The organism is Pseudomonas sp. K8 (assembly GCF_014889455.1).
GTDB classification, from domain to species: domain Bacteria; phylum Pseudomonadota; class Gammaproteobacteria; order Pseudomonadales; family Pseudomonadaceae; genus Aquipseudomonas; species Aquipseudomonas veronii.
In genome coordinates, this window is sequence record NZ_VJWO01000032.1 from 19,856 (window position 1) to 40,486 (window position 20,631).

Consider the following 20,631-nt stretch of genomic DNA (forward strand, 5'->3'; position numbering starts at 1 on the left):
ATGCACTAGAAACCCAAACGATAGCTGTTAAATCTGACAGTACTGCTAAATGCTACGAAAAAGCGGCGCTGCCTGCGCCGCTTGCCTTCAAGCGCGGTCAACGATGACCGCCGCGACCAGCGCCACGATCGCCACCGCGACCGTGCCCGCCATTGCCCCAGCGATCCCCCCAACCCTGGTTTGGATAAGCCCGGTAACCCATGCGGGGCGCCGGCTGGTAATAACGTGGCACCGGCTGGTAATAACGCGGCGCCGGCGCGTAGTAACGCGGCGCCGGGTAATAGCCACGCCGATATTGATACGCCGGGCCGCCGCCGTAGTAATACACCGGCGCGGGCGCGGTATAGACCTCGGAACGGTAATAACCTGGGCCTCCATCGTAATAGGGCACGCACGCAGAAAGGGATAGACCGAGCACAGCGATAAGAAGCAGTCGTCGATACATGGCGGCCTCCTGGACCGCGAAAGAGCACCGCCAGCGACGCTGGGGGGCGGCATTCAACTTTTGCTGAATGACGAAATATCTGACATCAAAAAGCGAAACTGGTGCGATTTCGACACAGACTGAAACATCTGTTTCGGACGAGCCGAATGCCTCATTGCAGTGCGACGGCGCACCACTGCAACGCAGCCGCACGCACTCAAGCGTCGGGCGTTGCGCGCAAACCCGCGACCTACACGCCCGCGCCCTACTTGGCATGACTCTCGCTTAGCCTCTTGCGTGCAGGATTCATCACAGGTTCGCGGCACCACAATTTGCAATGGCTGACTAGGGTTCCGGCTCGCGAAACGCGAGTGGCTGGTCCGAGAGTCGGCGACCTCCAGTTGAGGTTACACGGCGGGATAAAAGCCCGGGAGACAAGCCACCGTTCACGGTGCCGCGTTGCTCCTGCTCGCCCTCGATCAACTGGAGAAGCCCCATGCCCTCAATCCGTTTACCCGCCCTGCTCGCCGCCGCCTTTGCCGCTGTGCTGAGCGTCCAGACCCAGGCCGCCGTCAAAGACCACTTCAGCGTGTGCTGGACAATCTATGCCGGCTGGATGCCGTGGGAGTACGCCGGCAGCCAAGGCATCCTCGACAAGTGGGCCAAGAAGTACGGCATCACCATCGACGTGGTGCAACTCAATGACTACGTCGAGTCCATCAACCAGTACACCGCCGGCCAGTTCGACGGCTGCACCATGACCAACATGGACGCCCTGACCATCCCCGCCGCCGGTGGCGTCGACAGCACCGCGCTGGTGGTCAGCGACTTCTCCAACGGCAACGATGGCGTGGTGATCAAAGGCAGCGGCAAGACCGTCGCCGACCTCAAGGGCATGAACGTCAACCTGGTGGAACTGTCGGTGTCCCACTACCTGCTGGCCCGCGCGCTGGAGTCGGCGGACCTGACGGAAAAAGACCTGAAAGTGGTCAACACCTCCGACGCCGACATCGCCGCCGCCTTCAACACCGACCAGGTGCAAGCGGTGACGACCTGGAACCCGATGCTCTCTGCGATCAACGCCAAACCCGGCGTCACCCAGGTGTTCGACTCCAGCAAAGTGCCCGGCGAAATCATGGACATGATGGTGGTCAACACCCAGACCCTCAAAGACAACCCGGCCCTGGGCAAAGCCCTCACCGGCGCCTGGTTCGAAGTGGTCGCCCTGATGAACGCCAAAGGCGCCGCCAGCAGCGAAGCCCTGGAACACATGGCCAAGGCCTCGGGCACAGACCTCAAGGGGTTCCAGTCGCAACTGGACACCACCAAGTTGTTCGCCACGCCCAAGGAAGCCCTGGCCTTCGCCACCAGCGCGCAGCTGCCAGCGACCATGCGCAAGGTCGCCGAGTTCTCGTTTGAACACGGCCTGCTCGGCGAAGGGGCCAAGGACACCAGCGCCGTGGGCATGAGCTTCGCCAATGGCGTGACCAGCGGCGACAAAGCCAACCTCAAGCTGCAGTTCGACCCCCGCTACGTGCAGATGGCCGCCGACGGCACGTTGTAAGAGGACCCGGCCATGCGCCTGATCAACCGTCACCCGGACCGCTCCAGCCGCCTGTTGTTGGTGCTGCTGCCGTTCGCCCTGCTGCTGTTCGCCTACTTCGTGGGCTCGGCCGAGCGCCTGGCGGATAACCCCAACGACAAACTGCTGCCCAGTGCCGGGCAAATGTTCGAGGCGGTCAAGCGCCTGGCATTCAGCGCCGACAGCCGCACCGGCGAATACGTGCTGTGGCAGGACAGCGCGTCGAGCCTGCGCCGCCTCGCGCTCGGCCTGGGCATCAGTGCCCTCGCCGGCCTGTGCCTGGGCATCGCCGCCGGGACGTTGCCATTGTTCGGCGCGCCGTTGTCGCCGTTGCTGACGGTACTGTCGATGGTGCCGCCGCTGGCGATCCTGCCGATCCTGTTCATCGTGTTTGGCCTGGGGGAATTGTCCAAGGTGATGCTCATCGTCATCGGCGTCACCCCGTGCCTGGCCCGCGACCTGGAACAGCGCGCACGCGAAATTCCTGTGGAACTGCTGGTGAAGGCACAGACCCTCGGCGCGTCGACCTGGACCCTGATGCTGCGCGTGGTGTTGCCACAACTGTTGCCGCGCCTGCTGATCTCGCTGCGGCTGATGCTGGGCTCGGCGTGGTTGTTCCTGATCGCCGCCGAAGCCATCGCCTCCACCGACGGCCTGGGCTACCGGATTTTCCTGGTGCGCCGCTACCTGGCGATGGACGTGATCCTGCCCTACGTGGTGTGGATCACCCTGCTCGCCTGGCTGATGGACTGGGGCCTCAAGGCCCTGACCCGGCGCGCGTTCCCCTGGTACGAAGGAGCGCGGGCATGAGCTTTATCAGCGTCAACAATGTGTGGCAGCGCTACGGCGATCAGGTGGTGCTGGAGGGTTTGAATCTGCAGGTCGCCGAGGGCGAATTCTGCACCCTGGTCGGCACCTCCGGCTGCGGCAAATCGACGTTTCTGCGCCTGCTGCTGGGCCAGGAAACCGCGAGCAAGGGCCACATCCTGCTCGACGGCCAACCGCTGGCCGGCGAACCGGATGCCAGCCGTGGCGTGGTGTTCCAGCGCTACTCGGTGTTCCCGCACCTGAGCGTGCTCGACAACGTCGCCCTCGGCCTCGAACTGCCGCGCGCGCCGTTGCTCGGACGGCTGTTCGGCAAAGCCAAAAAAGCCGCGCGCGAACAGGCCGCCGCGCTGCTGCACAAAGTCGGCCTCGGCCACGCGTTGGACAAGTACCCGGCGCAGCTCTCCGGCGGCATGCAACAACGCCTGGCCATCGCCCAGGCCCTGATCATGAAACCGCGCGTATTGCTGCTGGACGAACCCTTCGGCGCCCTCGACCCGGGCATCCGCAAAGACATGCACCAGTTGCTGCTGGAGCTGTGGCGCGAAACCCGGCTGACGGTGTTCATGGTCACCCACGACCTCAGCGAAGGCTTCAGCCTCGGCACGCGCCTGCTGGTGTTCGACAAGGTCCGCGTCGACCCCCACGCCCCCGGCGCCTATGGCGCCCGTATCACCTACGACATCCCTTTGAACAGCGAGCGGCGCAAGGCGCTCGCCGCCGAACTTGGAGCGACTTCCAAATGACCGATTCGACTCAACTGTTCCCGCCGTTCGCCGAAGAAATACTGCCCGGCGGCGGCCACCGTTCCTTCGTGCTCAAGCGCGGCCAACTGCTGCGCCTCACCGACCTGCGCGGCGGCGCCAACGTCAGCCTGACCCTGCTCAACGCGAACGAAAAAACCGAACGCCTGAACCTGCCCGACAGCCTCAAATGCCAACACACCGCCAAGCTCACCCGCGGCCATTGCCTGTACTCGGACATGGGCCGCGTGCTGGCCGCCATCACCGCCGACACCTGCGGCTGGAGTGACAGCATCGGCGGCGTGCTGTGCGCGGCCGAGGTGGCCGAGAAGTACGGCCAGGGGCGCTACCAGGAACTGCGCAACGGTTTCTATCGCAACGGCACCGACAACCTGCTGGTGGAATTGGGCAAGTGGGGCCTGGGGCTGTCCGACCTGCTGATGACCCTCAACCTGTTCAGCAAAGTCAGCGTGGACGACAACGGTGGCCTGCACTTCGTGCCGGGCAATTCCAAGGCGGGCGACTACATCGAACTCTACGCACCGATGGACACCCTGGTGGTGCTCACCGCGCTGCAGCATCCGATGGACCCCAACCCCGACTACGCCCCCCAACCGCTGAAACTGAGCTGGATGAACGCCGACCCAAGCGTCGCCGAACACTGCCGCACCTCGCGCCCGGAAAACGCGCGCGGTTTTATCAACACCGACCGTCTGTTCGCCTGAGGAGCTGCCATGTCTATCGCACTGAAACAACCCGACACGGCGGTGTACCGCGCCACCATTCCCGCCGGCGAGCCGTGGCTGATGGAGGTCAAGGCCGGACAGACCCTGCGCATCCTTGACCTGGAGGGCAACCAGGCGGTCGACACGCTGTTCTACAGCGTGAAAAACCCGCGCGAGCGCTACGACGTGCAACGCACCTTGCGCCGCCAGAACAGCGTGTACCTGGGCGCCGGCAGCGTGCTCTATTCCAACCTCGGCCAGCCGATGCTGACCCTCGTCGCAGACACCTGCGGGCGCCACGACACCCTCGGCGGCGCCTGCGCCCAAGAGAGCAACACCGTGCGCTACGCCCTGGAAAAACGCTACATGCACAGCTGCCGCGACAACTACCTGCGGGCCTGCGCCCATGACGGTCGCCTGGGCAAACGCGACATCGGCCCGAACATCAATTTCTTCATGAATGTGCCGGTCACGGCCGACGGCGGGTTGACCTTCGAAGACGGCATTTCCGCCCCCGGCAAGTACGTCGACCTGCGCGCCGAGATGGACGTGATCGTGCTGATCTCCAACTGCCCGCAATTGAACAACCCGTGCAACGCCTACAACCCGACGCCTGCGGAGTTACTCGTATGGAACTGACACTCAAGCGCTTGCGCAGTTGGTTATTTGCACTCTGCCAGGCCCGAGCCGGGCAGTGTCTTCAAAACCGCTGAACCCTGTGGGAGGGGGCTTGCCCCCGATGGCGGCAAGTCAGCCAAACACGCACCCACTGGCTCACCACCATCGGGAGCCCCCCTCCCACACTCACGACATGCACTGCGGACGACCGTAGTGCTCCTTCACTTTGCGGGACGGCCCGCAGGGTTTTGCCATGTTCGAAAAACTCTTGATCGCCAACCGTGGCGCCATCGCCTGCCGCATCCTGCGCACCTTGCGCGAGCTGCATGTAAAGGGCGTCGCCGTGTACGCCGAAGCCGATGCGGCCAGCCTGCACATCCAACACGCCGACGAAGCCTACAGCCTCGGTGAAGGCGCCGCGGCCGGCACCTACCTGGCGGTGGACAAAATCCTCGCCATCGCCAAGGCCAGCGGCGCCACGGCGATTCATCCCGGCTACGGCTTTCTCTCGGAAAACGCCACCTTCGCGCAAGCCTGCGAAAACGCTGGCATCGCCTTTATCGGGCCGACCCCGCAACAGCTGCGCGTATTCGGCCTCAAGCACACCGCACGGGCGCTGGCCAAGCAACACCACCTCCCCTTGCTCGAAGGCAGCGAACTGCTCGACAACCTCGACGCCGCCATGCTCGCCGCCGACCGCGTGGGCTACCCGGTCATGCTCAAGAGCACCGCCGGCGGCGGCGGCATCGGCATGCGCGTATGCCGCCACGCCGCGGAGTTGAACGAGTGCTTCGACGCCGTCAAGCGCCTGGGCCAGAACAACTTCAGCGATGCCGGCGTGTTTATCGAGAAGTACATCGAGCACGCTCGCCACCTGGAGGTGCAGGTGTTCGGCGACGGCGCGGGCGAGGTGATCGCCCTTGGCGTGCGCGATTGTTCGGTGCAGCGGCGCAACCAGAAAGTCCTCGAAGAAACCCCGGCGCCGAACCTGCCCGAAGGCATGGCCGAGGCCCTGTGCTCGGCCGCCATCACCCTGGCCAAGGCGGTCAACTACCGCAGCGCCGGCACCGTGGAATTCATCTTCGATAGCGCAGACAGTCGCTTCTACTTCCTGGAAGTGAACACGCGGTTGCAGGTGGAACACGGCGTCACCGAACAGGTGTGGGGCGTGGACCTGGTGCGCTGGATGGTGCAACTGGCGGCGGGAGACATGCGGCCATTGAGTGAGTTGGCGTTGAAGCCCCAGGGCCATGCGATCCAGGCACGCTTGTATGCGGAAGATCCAGGCCGCGATTTCCAGCCGAGCCCAGGGCTGTTGACCTGCGTGGATTTTCCGCAGGCCGAAGGCTTGCGCATCGACACTTGGGTTGAAGCCGGTTGTGAGACCCCGCCGTACTTCGACCCGATGATCGCCAAGCTCATCACCTGGGCGCCCACCCGCGAACAGGCGCGCCTGGATTTGCATCGCGCCTTGAGCGACAGCCAGCTCTACGGCGTGGAAACCAACCGCGATTACCTGCGCCAGATCCTGCTGGCCGCGCCCTTTGCCGGTGGCCATCCGTGGACGCGCTGCCTGGAAGATCTGGTCTACGTTGCCCACACGTTCGAAGTGCTCAGCGCGGGCACGCAAACCAGCGTGCAGGATTATCCCGGACGCCTCGGTTATTGGGCCGTGGGCGTACCGCCGTCGGGGCCGATGGACAGCCGCGCGCTGCGCCTGGGCAATCGTCTGCTGGGCAATCGCGAAGGCGCGGCAGCCTTGGAGATCACCATGAGCGGGCCGCTGTTGCGCTTCAACTGCGCCGCCGTGGTGGCGGTGACGGGGGCGGAGATTCCGCTGCTGCTGGACGATCACCCCGTGCCGATGAACACCACGCTGCGGATCGAAGCCGGATCGCGGTTGAGCCTCGGCACTCTCGCCGGGGCCGGCGCGCGCAGTTACCTGTGCCTGCGCGGCGGGCTGCAAGTGCCGGATTACCTGGGCAGCCAAAGCACCTTCACCCTGGGCCAGTTCGGCGGGCATGGCGGGCGCGCGTTGCGCGCGGGCGACGTGCTGCATCTGTTGCCGCTGGTCGACGTCACCGCAGGGCAACAACTGATCGCACAACCGCTGGCGCAGGTCCGCACGCTACGGGTGATTTATGGCCCCCACGGCGCGCCGGAATACTTCCGGCCCGAGTACATCGACACCTTCTTCGCCACACAGTGGGAAGTGCATTTCAACTCCAGCCGCACCGGCGTGCGGTTGATCGGCCCCAAGCCATTGTGGGCGCGCACCGACGGCGGCGAGGCCGGGCTGCATCCGTCGAATATCCACGACAACCCTTATGCGATCGGCGCGGTGGATTTCACCGGGGACATGCCGGTGATCCTCGGGCCGGACGGGCCGAGCCTGGGTGGGTTCGTGTGCCCGGTGACGGTGATCGAAGCCGACCTGTGGCAACTCGGGCAACTCAAGGCCGGCGACAAACTGCGCTTCGAAGCGGTGAACCTCGAGACCGCCCGCGATCTCGCGCTGAAATGGGATCAAATGCCGGAGCCAGGCTTGCCCGCGATGCAGGCGACGCGCGCTCACAGCAACACCGAGGCGATGCCATCGCGAGCAAGCCCGCGCCCACAGTGGCCCGCGGCGCCTGTGGTGTTGGATATCGGCCAGGAAGATACGCGTCTGGTTGCCCGATTGGCCGGCGACACCCACCTGCTGCTGGAAATCGGCGCGCCCGAGCTCGACCTGGTGCTGCGCTTTCGCGCCCACGCGCTGATGCAGGCCCTCGAAACCCACGCACGGCACGGCGTGATCGACCTGACGCCGGGCATCCGCTCGCTGCAGGTCCACTACCAGCCGGAACAATTACCCCTGGCCGACCTGCTGGGGCTGATCAGCGGCGAATGGACGGCCGTGTGCGCCACGCCCAACCTGCAAGTGCCTTCGCGCATCGTCCACCTGCCGCTGTCCTGGGATGACCCGGCGTGCCAGTTGGCCATCGACAAATACATGACCACCGTGCGCAAGGACGCGCCGTGGTGCCCGAGCAACCTGGAGTTCATCCGCCGCATCAACGCCCTCGCCGACCTCGACGCGGTGCGCCACACCGTGTTCGAAGCGAGCTATCTGGTGATGGGCCTGGGCGATGTCTACCTCGGCGCCCCGGTGGCCACGCCGCTGGACCCGCGTCATCGCCTGGTGACCACCAAATACAACCCGGCCCGCACCTGGACCGCCGAGAACTCGGTGGGCATCGGCGGCGCGTATCTGTGCGTGTACGGCATGGAAGGCCCCGGCGGCTATCAGTTCGTCGGGCGCACGTTGCAGATGTGGAACCGCTATCGCGAAGTCGCGGCCTTCGACGGCAAACCGTGGCTGCTGCGGTTTTTCGACCAGATCCGCTTCTACCCGGTGAGTGCCGAAGAACTGGTAAAGATTCGTCGGGACTTTCCGCTGGGGCGCTTTGCGTTGCACATCGAGGACAGCGTGTTGAACCTGGCGGACTACCAGGATTTTCTGGCGCGTGAAGCCACCGGTATCGATGCGTTTCGTGAGCACCAGCAACAGGCGTTCAATGCCGAGCGCGAACGCTGGATCGCCAGCGGCCAGGCGCACTTCGACAGCGAGGAAGCGCCAGCGCCGCTCGCGCAGGACACGCCGCTGAAGGCCAACGAGCACAGCATCGACAGCCATATCGCGGGCAATCTGTGGCAGGTCCGGGTGGCGGTGGGCGAACGCGTTGCGGCCGGCGATGTGCTGGTGGTGCTGGAGTCGATGAAAATGGAGATCGCGCTGCCGGCGCCGTTCGCCGCAGTGGTGCGGGAAATCACCGTGCAGCCCGGCAGCGCGATTGGCGCCGGCCAGCGGGTCGTGGTGCTGGAACGGGACTGAGCGGCGCTGTATCGTGCAGGGACCTTCGGCGCCCTGCCCGATCCAGCCTGAACCGAACGATGACCACAGCCACCCTCTGCCCCGCCTGCGGCGCCCGCAACGACTGCACCCTGGCCGACCCGCGCACCGCCGACCAGACCTGCTGGTGCTACAGCGTCACCATCGACCCGGCGGTGCTCGAAGCCCTGCCCGATGCATTGCGCAACCAGGCCTGCCTGTGCCCGCGCTGTGCCCAGGTCGATGCACAGTTGCGCGGGGCTGAGCCGTTGTAATGCGGGTTGATCGATTCCTCAGCAACCTGCCGCGTTTCAATCGCCAACAAGTGCGCCTGCTGTTGGTGGAACGGCGGGTGAGCGTCGATGGCGTGCCCGTCAGCGATCCTCACCACGAGGTGCGCGAATTCAGCCGGGTGTGCGTGGACGATGAGGTGCTGCAGGCGGGTAAACCGGCGCGCTATTTCATGCTGCACAAACCCCAGGGCTGCGTCAGCGCCACCTGCGATCCCCAGCACCCGACCGTGCTGGATTGGCTGGACGAACCGGACAAGGACGAGCTGCACATCGCCGGCCGCCTGGACTTCAACACCACCGGGCTGATGCTGATCACCAACGACGGCCAGTGGTCGCGGCGCCTGACGCAACCGACGACCAAACTGCCCAAGGTCTACCTGGTGGAGACCGAACAACCGATCGGCGCGGAATACGCCGCCACCTTCGCGGCGGGCGTGTATTTCGCGTTTGAAGACCTGACGACTCAACCGGCCCAGCTGGAGCTGTTGGCGCCTCGCCTGGCACGCTTGAGCATCATCGAAGGTCGCTATCACCAGGTGAAGCGCATGTTCGGGCACTTCGACAACAAGGTGCTGCGCTTGCATCGGGAACGCATGGGGCCGCTGGCGTTGGATGACGCGCTGGCGCCCGGTGAGTATCGAGCGTTGAGCGCCGATGAAATCCGCCAGGTCTGACGACCGTTCGGCCGGTGATGGCTAAAACCCATCCCTGCGACTTGCGACATCCCGAACCGACTGCTTGAATCAAAACGTCAGCCAAAAGATGACTGGCGAGTCGCCTATAACCTCCAAGAAACACCTTGCCGCGCCCGCGCTTGATCCACGGGCCTTCCCGGCAAACAACCCGCCCTGGTAACACCCGTCGGCCAGCCGTCATCGGCGCGACATGGGCGCTCATCTTCAAGGCGTATGCCTACCTGTCACAAAGCTCGTGCAGAGTGATCTGCGCGCCCTACCCGCTTGCCAGGAGTCTTACGACATGAGGCCAGAAATCGCTGTGTTGGATATACAGGGTCAGTATCGGGTTTACACGGAGTTCTATCGCGCGGACGCGGCTGAAAAGACCATCATCCTGGTCAACGGCTCCATGGCCACCACGGCCTCCTTCGCCCAAACCGTGAAAAGCCTGTACCCGCAGTTCAACGTGGTTTTGTACGACCAGCCCTACGCCGGTCGCTCCAAAATCCATAACCGCCATGAGCAGATGCTGACGAAGGAAGTCGAAGGCCAGATCCTCCTGGAACTCATCGACCACTTCGCCGCCGAACACGTGTTGTCCTTCTCCTGGGGCGGCGCCGCCACCCTCGTCGCCCTCGCCCAACGCCCGCGCCGCGTGGAAAAGGCGGTGATCAGCTCGTTCTCGCCGGTGATCAACGCGCCCATGCGCGACTACCTCGAACGCGGCGTCGACTACCTCGGCAAGCTCGACCGCGACCGCGTCGGCCACCTGGTCAACAGCACCATCGGCAAACACCTGCCGTCGCTGTTCAAGCGCTTCAACTACCGCCACGTCAGCAGCCTGGCCGAGCACGAATACGGGCAGATGCACTTCCACATCAGCCACGTACTCAACAGCGACCGGCTGTGCTACCTCAAGGCCGCACGCCAGATCACCGTGCCGGTGCTGTTCATGAACGGTGAATGGGACGAATACACCAGCGCCGAGGATGCCCAGCTGTTCGGGCAATACGTGCCAAACAGCAGCTTCAGCACGATCCAGGCGACCGGGCATTTTCTGGACATGGAGCACAAAGCGGCCAGCCGCGACAGCCGCGACGCCGTGGTCGGCTTTCTGAAGCCCGCGCGGCAGACCCACCGATTGCGCTATCACCAGGGCCAGGCGCAGCATGCCTTTGCGCTCTGAAACACAGCCGACTGTAGGAGCGAGCACGCCCGCTCCTACAGTCGGTCGGCTCGCCGCCTACGCAAACACGCGCAACCTGCACATTTCTCAAAGAAAAACTTCAAATCGCGGCGCACATCTGGTACAAAGTCAGCCGCTCTGAGCGGGTGTCGTATAATGGCATTACTCCAGCTTCCCAAGCTGATAACGAGGGTTCTAATAGGACACCCCGTTTTGTGAGCAAAGAAATATGTGTAATGCGGGTATAGTTTAGTGGCAAAACGAAAGCTTCCCAAGCTTTAGTTGAGGGTTCGATTCCCTCTACCCGCTCCACAACACAGCACCACGCCCCAGCAAATATGGATTGCCCCTCCCCTCATCCCTGATCAGCATTCCCTCCATCCCGACCTACTTTCCAATCGCACAGCCCCTCCCCTCCGTGCCAATGAACGACCATCCGCGATCACATTAGGTTGTGAATAAAGAAACTCTGAAAACGCACGCCAAACGGTCAACTATCGGACACGGTGAATACGCGCTAGGCAGTGAGACCTGCATGAGGCAGGAAATCATAGATTAACTACGCCGCGCATCAGACCAAAGCCATCGTGTGAACTCAAAAAAGGTTCGGCCTGGAAGATCAATATCGTCTGCTGGAAGGTCAGCAGATTCCAACGCAGCGCGAAAGCGTTGCCATTGCTCTCTGGCTATCTCCGTGGACTGGATCATCATCTTCCTCTCCATGCTTTTATCTCCTTTATGCCGCTTTACATGGACTGTTACGGCTCAAGCCGAAGCAGCATTCATCATATTCGCTTTACCGAATATTCGCTAAAGCGTATATTCGATTTTCCATATACATCGAGTTCAACCATGAGCCCTGCGATCAAAGTGCTTTTCGTATGCGTTGCCAACTCAGCCCGCTCCCTGCTTGCAGAGGCTTTGCTGCGGCACACCGACCCGCGCTTCGAGGCCTTCAGCGCAGGATCCGAACCGTCTGAGGTTGATCCGCGCACGACTCAAGCATTGGAGGCAGTTGGAGTCGATGCAACGGGCCTGCGCAGCAAGTCCATCAGCGAGTTTCAAGCTGATCGATTCGATTACGTAATCACTCTTTGTGATAAATCCGCAAGCGAGTGCCTACCAATGCCCAGCGCAGGTGAAGTCATTGCCTGGGACTTTCCTGACCCAGTAAATAGCGATGATCCCGGCGCATTTCGCCACACGCTCCACAACATCCACGAGCGCATCAAGCTCTTCGTTTTGCTTAAGACCAAACACTTGGAGGATCTATGACAGACCCCATGAACCCCATCACGCTATTCAAGTGCCTGGCAGACGACACCCGAACCAAAATTACGATGCTCGTCGTGAGTGAAGGCGAGTTATGTGTCTGCGAGCTGACAGCCGCTCTTGAGATGAATCAGCCCAAAATTTCTCGTCACTTGGCGCTGCTTCGTTCAGCAGGCTTGCTGATGGATCGTCGCCAGGGTCAGTGGGTGTACTACCGCCTGAATCCCGATTTGCCTGCGTGGGTAACTGCGGTTTTGAAAGAAGTCGTAGACGCCAATCAGCAATGGCTGGAAACCGAGACTAAACGCCTGTGCGCTATGAACGACCGTCCGATCAATCAGGCCGTGTGCAGTTGATTCACGCCCAACCGGATTAACAAAATGCTGATTGCCGTATTGATATTTATCGCCACCATCGTACTCGTCATCTGGCAGCCCAAGGGGCTCGGAGTTGGTTGGAGTGCCACGTTGGGTGCCATCGTGGCGTTGCTGGCAGGCGTCGTTACTCTTGCAGACATACCCGAGGTCTGGCGCATCGTCTGGAATGCTACCGGGACGTTCATTGCGGTCATCATCATCAGTTTGCTGCTTGATGAGGCAGGCTTTTTCAAATGGGCTGCGCTGCATGTGGCCCGATGGGGAGGCGGGAGCACCCGCAAGCTGTTCGCATTTATCGTCCTGCTGGGCGCAGCGGTGTCGGCCCTGTTCGCCAATGACGGAGCAGCATTGATCCTCACACCCATTGTGATCGCGATGTTGCTGGCGTTGCGTTTTTCTCCTGCGGCTACTTTGGCATTCGTCATGGCCGCCGGTTTTATCGCCGATACGGCGAGCTTACCGCTGGTGGTTTCCAACCTGGTCAACATCGTTTCTGCCGACTACTTCGATATCGGCTTCAACGAATATGCTTCGATCATGGTGCCGGTAAACATCGTCAGCGTGGCGGCGACATTAGCCATGCTGCTGTGGTTTTTCCGCAAAGATTTACCAAAGACCTATGACCTCAACCAACTGGACAATCCGGACGAGGCAATCCACGACCGGGCCACTTTTGTAGCCGGCTGGTGGGTGCTGGCACTACTCCTGATCGGCTTCTTTGTCATTGAGCCATTGGGGGTACCAATCAGCGCCATTGCAGCGGTCTGTGCGTTCATTCTCTATGTCATCGCGGCTCGTGGTCACGCCATCAACACAAGCAAGGTGCTCAAAGAGGCGCCATGGCAGGTGGTGATTTTTTCTTTGGGTATGTACCTGGTTGTGTATGGCCTGAAGAACGCCGGCCTGACCGACCACATCGCGCAAATCCTGAACGTGTTCGCCGGTTATGGCGTTTGGGGCGCGTCCCTGGGTACAGGGCTGCTAACAGCGCTGCTGTCATCGATCATGAACAACATGCCCACCGTTCTGGTAGGCGCCTTATCCATTCATGCCGCCGAAGTCGATGGTGTAGTCCAGCAAGCGATGGTTTACGCCAACATCATCGGCTGCGACCTGGGCCCGAAGATCACCCCAATTGGGAGCTTGGCCACTCTGTTGTGGCTGCACGTGCTGGCCCGGAAAAACATAACGATCAGCTGGGGTTACTACTTCAAGACCGGGATCGTGCTGACCGTGCCCATCCTCGTCGCCACATTGTCCGCCCTGGCACTGCGCCTCAGTTTCTGAATCAAGGAATCATCTGATGAAAGTCTTGTTCATGTGTACCCACAACAGCTGCCGCAGCATTCTGTCCGAGGCGCTTTTCAACCACTTGGCGCCCGAGGGTGTAGAAGCCGTCAGTTCAGGAAGCTTTCCCAGTGGCCGGGTGAATCAACGGGCATTGCAAACGCTTGAGGCGGCGGGTATCTCTACGGTGGGCTTGAGCAGCAAGGCTTCGGATGCTTTTGAAGGCTCGCCTCCAGACATCGTGATCACTGTCTGCGACCGGGCAGCGGGTGAAGCATGCCCAATCTTCTTTGGGCCAGCTTTGAAGGCGCATTGGGGGCTGGCCGACCCGTCTGAGGCTAGCGGGTCGGAAGCCGAGATCACCGCAGCGTTTGAAGCCACACTGGCCAAAATTCACGAACGCGTGAGTGCGTTTCTTGCACTGCCGCTCAAGACCATGAGCCCTGACCAACTGAAAGCTGAACTGAACCGCATCGGTTCGCTTTAAAGATCAACCGAGGCGGCGTCCTAGCCGGCGCCGTGGTAGGAGTTTATATGCAAGATACATTGCCGAACGTACACACCGACCTGATCGACATTCCGTCGTTGGAGCAACTGGAGCCGCGTACACCGTCACTCCATAAGCCTCGAATTCTGCTTTTGTACGGATCGACGCGAGAGCGCTCTTTCAGCCGGTTAGTCACGCAAGAGGCGGCACGCCTGCTGAATGAGTTTGGCGCTGAAACCAAGATCTTTGACCCATCGGGTCTGCCGCTGCCGGATGACGCTCCCGATACACATCCCAAGGTCGCTGAGCTGCGCGAGCTGATGCAATGGTCTGAGGGGCAGGTGTGGTGCTCCCCTGAGCGTCACGGCTCGATGAGTGCAGTATTCAAAGCCCAAATTGACTGGGTTCCGCTGGCGATTGGCGCTGTACGACCTACGCAAGGCAAAACCCTTGCTGTGATGCAGGTCTGCGGCGGCTCGCAATCTTTCAACGTGGTCAATCAGCTGCGCGTACTGGGTCGATGGATGCGGATGTTCACCATCCCAAACCAATCTTCGGTGGCCAAGGCGTTCACCGAGTTCGACGAGGTAGGCCGCATGAAGCCGTCCTCGTACTACGACCGACTGGTGGACGTGATGGAAGAGCTAATGAAGTTCACGCTGCTGTTGCGGGGTCGCCAGGACTACTTGGTTGATCGCTACTCCGAGCGTAAAGAGTCCGCTGAAGAGCTGTCCAAGCGCGTCAACCAGCGCTCCATTTAACGTCACCGCGAGGAAACTGTATGAGTCAGATAACGATCTACCACAACCCGCAATGTGGCACCTCTCGCAACACCTTGGAGCTGATCCGCAACAGCGGAGAAGAGCCGACTGTTATCGAGTACCTACAGACCCCACCTGACCGCACCACGCTTGTCAGGTTGATCAAGGATATGGGTATCGAGGTGCGGGCCCTGCTTCGTATCAAAGGCACTCCCTACGAGGAGCTGGGACTCGGTGATACGTCACTTACTGATGACCAGCTCATCGATGCCATGATGGCTCACCCCATTCTGATCAATCGCCCCATCGTCGTGACGCCCTTGGGGACACGCTTGTGTCGTCCGTCAGAGGCAGTCCTCGACCTTCTGCCGCAAGAGCAGCGCGGCAGCTTCGTCAAAGAAGACGGACAAGTCGTCATTGATGAGAATGGCCGTAGGGTTTAAACGGATGTGAAGCAGATGGGCCTGGAGGGATGCTGGTGAATCAAAACTCGAAATTTGATGCAGTGGTCATTGGCGGTGGCCAATCCGCGCTCACCGTTTGCATGAGGCCTAATTGCCGGCTGGCCAATGGCAGCTTTAGCATGTTCAACAGATGATCGAGATCAGATTGGATTCGTTCTTGGGTCTCTATACTGGCGACAGTTCAGCATCGACTTAAGGTTTCCCCCCCATGACTCATTCGGCCCGTGACAAACTAGACGTAGTCATTATTGGCGGGGGGCAGTCAGCTTTGGCAGTGGCGTATTTTCTGCGCCGAACTCAACTGTCGTTTGTCATCCTCGACGCCGAGGAAGAGCCCGGTGGTGCATGGCGGCATGGCTGGAACTCGCTGCGTTTATTCTCCCCGTCCACTTGGAGTTCGATCCCAGGCTGGATGATGCCTCCTGCGCAGGAAGGGTATCCAACGCGAAATCATGTGATCGACTATCTCAGCCAATATGAGCAGCGCTATCAATTCCCGGTTGAGCGCCCGGTTCGGGCCGTTTCTGTAGAGCGTATAGAGTCTGGCTTACGAGTGCGTTCTGACGCCAAGTATTGGGATGCCAAGATTGTAATCAGCGCTACCGGCACTTGGAGCAATCCGTATATCCCTCACTACCCTGATGCCGAGTTATTCGCCGGTCGGCAATTGCATTCCGCGAACTATGTCGATGCACAAGCGTTTGCTGGCAAGAAGGTTTTGGTGGTGGGTGGTGGCAATTCAGGAGCGCAGATTTTGGCAGAAGTCTCCAAGGTCGCTGAGACCACTTGGGTGACGCCTACTGAGCCGGTGTTTTTGCCTGATGAAGTGGATGGGCGGGTGCTATTCGAACGTGCCACTCAGCGCTTGAAAGCTCAGCAGGAGGGGCGTGTCATTGATCAGCCCGTCGGCGGGTTGGGAGACATTGTCATGGTGCCGCCAGTTGTAGACGCCCGTGAGCGTGAAGTTCTCAAGTCTGTACGCCCTTTTGAACGCTTCACTCGCGACGGTGTGACGTGGGCCGACGGCTCCGAATCTGCAGTGGATGTAGTGATCTGGTGTACCGGATTCAGGCCCGCACTTCAGCATCTTGATTCGTTGGGGGTGATCGACACTGAAGGTCGTGTTGAGGTCGACGGCACTCACTCGATCCTGGAACCAAGACTATGGCTGGTGGGCTATGGCGAGTGGACAGGTTCGGCTTCCGCCACACTGATCGGTGTAACACGCACAGCACGCAGCACAGTCAATCAGATCGCGACCTATCTTGACGAGCCGTCCGTGGCCTAGTGCGCCTACACCCCAGGAGTAGAGGACATGAATGAAATGATCGTGCGCTGGCCGGAGCGCAATCCCCGCCTGTTTTTAGCGGTTGCAGCGCTTGTCTGGTTCGGATTGTATGAAGCCCTGATACCTGTTTCAGAGGTTTTGGTCGCAGCGCTTCCGGTTGATCGAAATAGCCACCTTGGAGGCGCGTTACAGTTTTTTTTCTACGACACGCCCAAAGTGTTGATGCTGTTGACTGGCATCGTGTTCTTGATGGGCATGCTCAACTCCCACTTCACGCCTGAACGCACCCGCGCAATATTGGCAGGGCGAAGCGAGGGCACGGCCAATGTCATGGCGGCCTCGCTCGGTGTGTTTACCCCATTTTGCTCGTGCTCAGCCGTTCCTCTTTTTATAGGTTTTGTTCAAGCTGGCGTGCCCCTGGGGGTAACGTTCTCCTTCCTCATTTCTGCGCCCATGGTGAATGAGGTCGCGCTGACACTGCTGCTTGGCTTGTTCGGCTGGAAAGTTGCGTTGCTGTATCTCAGCCTAGGGTTGTTTATTGCGATTGTGTCTGGCTGGGTCATTGGCCGCCTGAAAATGGAGGCCTATCTGGAAGACTGGGTTCGTGACATGCCCAGGATCCAGGCAACTGCCGGGGACACCCGCATGCCCCTGTATGAGCGGATAAGTGCCGGGTTTGGCAGCGTGCGTGAAATCGTCGGAAAAGTCTGGCCTTACATCCTCGCCGGTATTGCCATTGGCGCGGGCATTCACGGGTATGTGCCAGAGGATTTCATGGCCAGTTTCATGGGCAAGGAAGCCTGGTGGTCGGTTCCGCTCGCGGTTCTTATCGGCATCCCCATGTATACCAATGCGGCAGGCATCATCCCCATTGTGCAGGCACTACTCGCAAAGGGCGCGGCACTGGGCACTGTGCTGGCCTTCATGATGAGTGTCATCGCTCTATCTCTTCCGGAGATGGTGATTTTGCGCAAGGTGCTTAAAGTTCGCCTGATAGCCACCTTCATTGGGGTCGTCGCCGTCGGCATTCTCATCGTTGGTTACGTCTTCAACTTCGCTTTGTAATCCACCTACCGAGGTTTTTATGAAAGACATCAAGGTTCTGGGCACCGGTTGTGCAAAATGCAAATCGACAGTCGCCATCATCGAACAAGTGGCGAGTGCGAAAGGCGTCCCCGTAAAGCTGGAAAAAATCGAAGACATGCAACAGATCGTCAGCTACGGGGTCATGTCCACCCCGAGTGTTGTGATTGATGGAAAGGTTGTTCACTCAGGGGGCATCCCGACCCGTGACAAGGTTGAAGAGTGGCTCAGCGCTTAGAGGGACTAGAGGCTCCTCAGGCCACAGTGGGGTGACCGCTGCTGGCTGAGAACGCAGCTCGCCTACCTACACACCTACACAACCTTCGTACCTCCTTGTCCATTAAGGGTTCGATTCCCTTCACCCGCTCCACTCAGATATTGGTCTCGCGTCAGGATGGTTTTGACGGGGGATGTAAAAAACCGGTCCTTGGTGGCCGGTTTTATGAGTGAAATATAGAGTCGGGCGCTTCAAAGCCTCGGAAGCCTTCAAAATAAACACCGCAAAACATGTACAAAACAATATTTTTGTACAACTATCAGTCCTTGAACCTCAGCACCCCGCCCCACTCGATCAAGGAGCCGGTCCATGGCACGCCTACTGGTTTCACTGCTTCTGGTATTGAGCCTGTGCAGCTGCGGCAACGTAGAGGTCGACCACTATGCCGACCAGCAACCGCAGTTGGACCTGGAGCGTTTCTTCAGCAAACCCGTCAAGGCCTGGGGCATATTCCAGAAGCGTTCGGGGGAAGTGGCCAAGCGCTTTGAGGTAGATATCGCCAGCCGACGCGAGGGCGATGCGTTAATTCTCGACGAGCGTTTTCTCTACAGCGATGGCACGCGTCAGCAGCGGGTGTGGACGTTGACACCGGATGGCCCCGGGCGCTGGCGCGGGCGCGCGGGGGATGTGGTCGGCGAGGCGATTGGCGAGGTGGCCGGCAACGCATTGCGTTGGCGCTACCGCCTCAACCTGGCGGTGGATGGCTCGGTCTACGAAGTCAGTTTTGACGACTGGATGTACTTGATGGACGAAGACACGTTGATCAACCGGTCGAGCATGTCCAAGTTTGGCGTCGAATGGGGCCAGGTCACGCTGTTCTTTCGTCGCCAATGAACGACCCACTGCGAGGCTGAATCATGAACATGCAAATGCTGACCGAACTGGCCGTGAAGGGTGAGATACGCGAGCTGGAGCTGCTGTCGCTGGAGGGCGGTTTCTACATCGCGCGCGTCAGGCTCGAGCATACGGCGATGACGCTGCTGAACGAGGATGCGAAACCGATGCGTATCGGCTCGACCACGCATTTGCGCGACCTGTTGCAACGGGTTCCGGCGTTTCCTTGTGTGCTGGTGCAGCACTGCGTCCACGATGAAATGTGCGGTACCCGTGAAGACCCCATCGGTGCGTTGCGTATTCCGTTTACGTTGGCCCAGTCCTTCTAGGGTGCATTTCATTCTTTGGCTGGCCTTCCCCTTGGTATGGGTGGCCTGGAAAGGGAAACCTATCGCACGCGATCCTGTGCCGCTTCTGTCACATGCCTGGGGCGTGGAAGTCCCGGACATTCCTGGTTGCTACTTCGTCGGTGACGACTTGGACGACGCCACGGCCATGGCCCGTGAAGCGATTGAAGGCCACTTCGAAATTCTCGCCGAAGACGGTGCGCCGATTCCCAGCGCGCAGAAAGTCACCCTGCATGCAGCCAACCCCAAGTACGCTGGTTGCATGTGGGCAGTGGTGGACATCGATGTCACCAAATACCTGGGCAAGGCGCAGAAACTCAACATCACCCTGCCAGGCTATTTGCTCAATCGTATCGATGAATACGTACTGCACCATCCCGAGAAAAAAAGCCGTTCGGGGTTCCTCGCGTCCGCAGCGCTCAAGGTGCTGCAACAGGATCGATAGCGGCATCTGAATGCGCCGACAGACTCGTTCCGGCGGATGTCGCCCCATCCGCCTCACTGCTCATGGCGCTTCTCCACATCACCGGGTTTCGCTATTTTTCTGAATGCCTCGACTGGAACGCCCAGTCGGCGGAATTTGACCGCAAGAAACGTAGTTTTCCTCCAGGTCGATGGAACTACCGTAGCGCTGTACCCTTTTACGTCCGTTCTCCGAGGAGCCCGTTGATGGCCTACGAATACACACTCATGCCCTCCCCCGTCGGCGAACTGACCCTGGTGTCCCGCCATGGCAAACTCAGCGCCATCCTATGGGAAACAGAGCGCGCGAACCGTGTACGCCTGGGGGAATTGCGCGAAGTGAAAGACAACCCCGTGCTGTTGGAAACCGAGCGCCAGTTGCAGGAATACTTCGCCGGTGCCCGTCATCGGTTCGAGCTGGAGTTGGACTTCACCGGCACCGACTTTCAGAAACAAGTCTGGCAGGCACTGCTGACCATCCCCTTCGGCGAAACCCGCAGCTACAGCCAGATCGCCCAGCAGATCGGCAACCCGAAAGCCGTGCGCGCCGTGGGCGCGGCCAATGGGCGTAATCCGATCTCGATCATTGCGCCGTGCCATCGGGTCATTGGCGCATCGGGCGGCTTGACCGGGTTTGCCGGCGGGCTTGCGGCCAAGCAGTATCTGCTCGCACTGGAAGGCACAGGCCAGGCGGAACTGCGGTTCTGAGTGCGCCGGCGACCAGGACCGACTTGAACCCGGCATA

The 20,631-nt window shown here is 60.5% G+C and carries 23 protein-coding genes, 1 tRNA gene and 1 riboswitch; of the genes, 23 read left to right on the top strand and 1 reads right to left on the bottom strand.

Features of this window, described 5'->3' with window-relative positions; translation table 11 throughout:
* Window positions 1–97 precede the first annotated feature (97 nt).
* Window positions 98–445 (bottom strand): hypothetical protein, encoded by a 348-nt coding sequence (locus tag INT12_RS20255; protein WP_017844889.1) that lies wholly within the window; start codon window positions 443–445, stop codon window positions 98–100.
* A 313-nt stretch (window positions 446–758) separates the two neighbouring features.
* Window positions 759–860: riboswitch (guanidine-I (ykkC/yxkD leader) on the top strand.
* A 60-nt stretch (window positions 861–920) separates the two neighbouring features.
* Here INT12_RS20255 and INT12_RS20260 point away from each other — a divergent pair.
* The 23 genes from INT12_RS20260 (at window position 921) to INT12_RS20370 (ending at window position 20,594) form a co-directional block, all read left to right on the top strand.
* The gene (locus INT12_RS20260; RefSeq protein WP_046384382.1) at window positions 921–1,988 is read left to right on the top strand and encodes a putative urea ABC transporter substrate-binding protein; all 1,068 of its coding nucleotides are present in this window, start codon (window positions 921–923) and stop codon (window positions 1,986–1,988) included.
* A 12-nt stretch (window positions 1,989–2,000) separates the two neighbouring features.
* The gene (locus tag INT12_RS20265; RefSeq protein ID WP_193039716.1) at window positions 2,001–2,816 is read left to right on the top strand and encodes an ABC transporter permease; all 816 of its coding nucleotides are present in this window, start codon (window positions 2,001–2,003) and stop codon (window positions 2,814–2,816) included.
* A complete protein-coding gene (locus tag INT12_RS20270) occupies window positions 2,813–3,577 on the top strand; it encodes an ABC transporter ATP-binding protein (protein ID WP_046490324.1) in 765 nt (254 codons plus the stop codon). Before INT12_RS20265 ends, INT12_RS20270 begins: the two co-directional genes overlap by 4 nt.
* Window positions 3,574–4,299 carry an urea amidolyase associated protein UAAP1 gene (locus INT12_RS20275; RefSeq protein ID WP_017844885.1) on the top strand — a complete coding sequence of 242 codons (726 nt, stop codon included), beginning with the start codon at window positions 3,574–3,576 and terminating at the stop codon, window positions 4,297–4,299. Before INT12_RS20270 ends, INT12_RS20275 begins: the two co-directional genes overlap by 4 nt.
* Window positions 4,300–4,308: 9 nt before the next feature.
* A complete protein-coding gene (locus INT12_RS20280; protein WP_046384385.1) occupies window positions 4,309–4,938 on the top strand; it encodes an urea amidolyase associated protein UAAP2 in 630 nt (209 codons plus the stop codon).
* Between the two features lie 232 nt (window positions 4,939–5,170).
* Window positions 5,171–8,794, top strand: coding sequence for an urea carboxylase (uca, locus tag INT12_RS20285; RefSeq protein WP_193058986.1), 3,624 nt, complete (start codon window positions 5,171–5,173; stop codon window positions 8,792–8,794).
* A 59-nt stretch (window positions 8,795–8,853) separates the two neighbouring features.
* Window positions 8,854–9,066 (top strand): cysteine-rich CWC family protein, encoded by a 213-nt coding sequence (locus INT12_RS20290; RefSeq protein ID WP_046384387.1) that lies wholly within the window; start codon window positions 8,854–8,856, stop codon window positions 9,064–9,066.
* Window positions 9,066–9,758: a pseudouridine synthase gene (locus INT12_RS20295; protein WP_017844881.1), complete on the top strand. Its 693-nt coding sequence runs from the start codon at window positions 9,066–9,068 to the stop codon at window positions 9,756–9,758. The genes INT12_RS20290 and INT12_RS20295 overlap by 1 nt, the downstream gene beginning before the upstream one ends.
* Window positions 9,759–10,062: 304 nt before the next feature.
* Entirely contained in the window at window positions 10,063–10,947 is an 885-nt protein-coding gene (locus tag INT12_RS20300; protein WP_193039718.1) for an alpha/beta fold hydrolase, read from the top strand.
* A 238-nt stretch (window positions 10,948–11,185) separates the two neighbouring features.
* Window positions 11,186–11,259, top strand: a tRNA-Gly gene (locus INT12_RS20305).
* 540 nt (window positions 11,260–11,799) lie between these two features.
* Entirely contained in the window at window positions 11,800–12,222 is a 423-nt protein-coding gene (locus INT12_RS20310) for an arsenate reductase ArsC (RefSeq protein ID WP_017844878.1), read from the top strand.
* Window positions 12,219–12,575: a metalloregulator ArsR/SmtB family transcription factor gene (locus INT12_RS20315; protein WP_017844877.1), complete on the top strand. Its 357-nt coding sequence runs from the start codon at window positions 12,219–12,221 to the stop codon at window positions 12,573–12,575. The genes INT12_RS20310 and INT12_RS20315 overlap by 4 nt, the downstream gene beginning before the upstream one ends.
* 24 nt (window positions 12,576–12,599) lie before the next feature.
* Window positions 12,600–13,883, top strand: a complete 1,284-nt coding sequence (locus tag INT12_RS20320) for an arsenic transporter (RefSeq protein WP_017844876.1) — start codon at window positions 12,600–12,602, stop codon at window positions 13,881–13,883.
* A gap of 16 nt (window positions 13,884–13,899) precedes the next feature.
* The gene (locus INT12_RS20325; RefSeq protein ID WP_007247285.1) at window positions 13,900–14,370 is read left to right on the top strand and encodes an arsenate reductase ArsC; all 471 of its coding nucleotides are present in this window, start codon (window positions 13,900–13,902) and stop codon (window positions 14,368–14,370) included.
* Between the two features lie 47 nt (window positions 14,371–14,417).
* Window positions 14,418–15,131, top strand: a complete 714-nt coding sequence (gene arsH / locus INT12_RS20330; RefSeq protein ID WP_017844875.1) for an arsenical resistance protein ArsH — start codon at window positions 14,418–14,420, stop codon at window positions 15,129–15,131.
* A gap of 20 nt (window positions 15,132–15,151) precedes the next feature.
* Window positions 15,152–15,574 (top strand): arsenate reductase (glutaredoxin), encoded by a 423-nt coding sequence (arsC, locus tag INT12_RS20335; protein ID WP_058410998.1) that lies wholly within the window; start codon window positions 15,152–15,154, stop codon window positions 15,572–15,574.
* Between the two features lie 229 nt (window positions 15,575–15,803).
* Complete coding sequence (locus INT12_RS20340) at window positions 15,804–16,883, top strand: ArsO family NAD(P)H-dependent flavin-containing monooxygenase (protein ID WP_193039719.1); 1,080 nt, start codon at window positions 15,804–15,806, stop codon at window positions 16,881–16,883.
* A 27-nt stretch (window positions 16,884–16,910) separates the two neighbouring features.
* The gene (locus INT12_RS20345; protein ID WP_193039720.1) at window positions 16,911–17,948 is read left to right on the top strand and encodes a permease; all 1,038 of its coding nucleotides are present in this window, start codon (window positions 16,911–16,913) and stop codon (window positions 17,946–17,948) included.
* 19 nt (window positions 17,949–17,967) lie between these two features.
* Window positions 17,968–18,204, top strand: coding sequence for a thioredoxin family protein (locus INT12_RS20350; RefSeq protein ID WP_124527258.1), 237 nt, complete (start codon window positions 17,968–17,970; stop codon window positions 18,202–18,204).
* 348 nt (window positions 18,205–18,552) lie between these two features.
* Window positions 18,553–19,077, top strand: coding sequence for a DUF3833 domain-containing protein (locus INT12_RS20355; protein WP_017844870.1), 525 nt, complete (start codon window positions 18,553–18,555; stop codon window positions 19,075–19,077).
* 23 nt (window positions 19,078–19,100) lie between these two features.
* A complete protein-coding gene (locus tag INT12_RS20360) occupies window positions 19,101–19,406 on the top strand; it encodes a DUF6482 family protein (protein ID WP_126585689.1) in 306 nt (101 codons plus the stop codon).
* A 76-nt stretch (window positions 19,407–19,482) separates the two neighbouring features.
* Window positions 19,483–19,869 carry a type II toxin-antitoxin system HicB family antitoxin gene (locus tag INT12_RS20365; RefSeq protein WP_193039721.1) on the top strand — a complete coding sequence of 129 codons (387 nt, stop codon included), beginning with the start codon at window positions 19,483–19,485 and terminating at the stop codon, window positions 19,867–19,869.
* A 224-nt stretch (window positions 19,870–20,093) separates the two neighbouring features.
* Window positions 20,094–20,594, top strand: coding sequence for a methylated-DNA--[protein]-cysteine S-methyltransferase (locus tag INT12_RS20370; protein WP_046490294.1), 501 nt, complete (start codon window positions 20,094–20,096; stop codon window positions 20,592–20,594).
* Window positions 20,595–20,631: the final 37 nt, after the last annotated feature.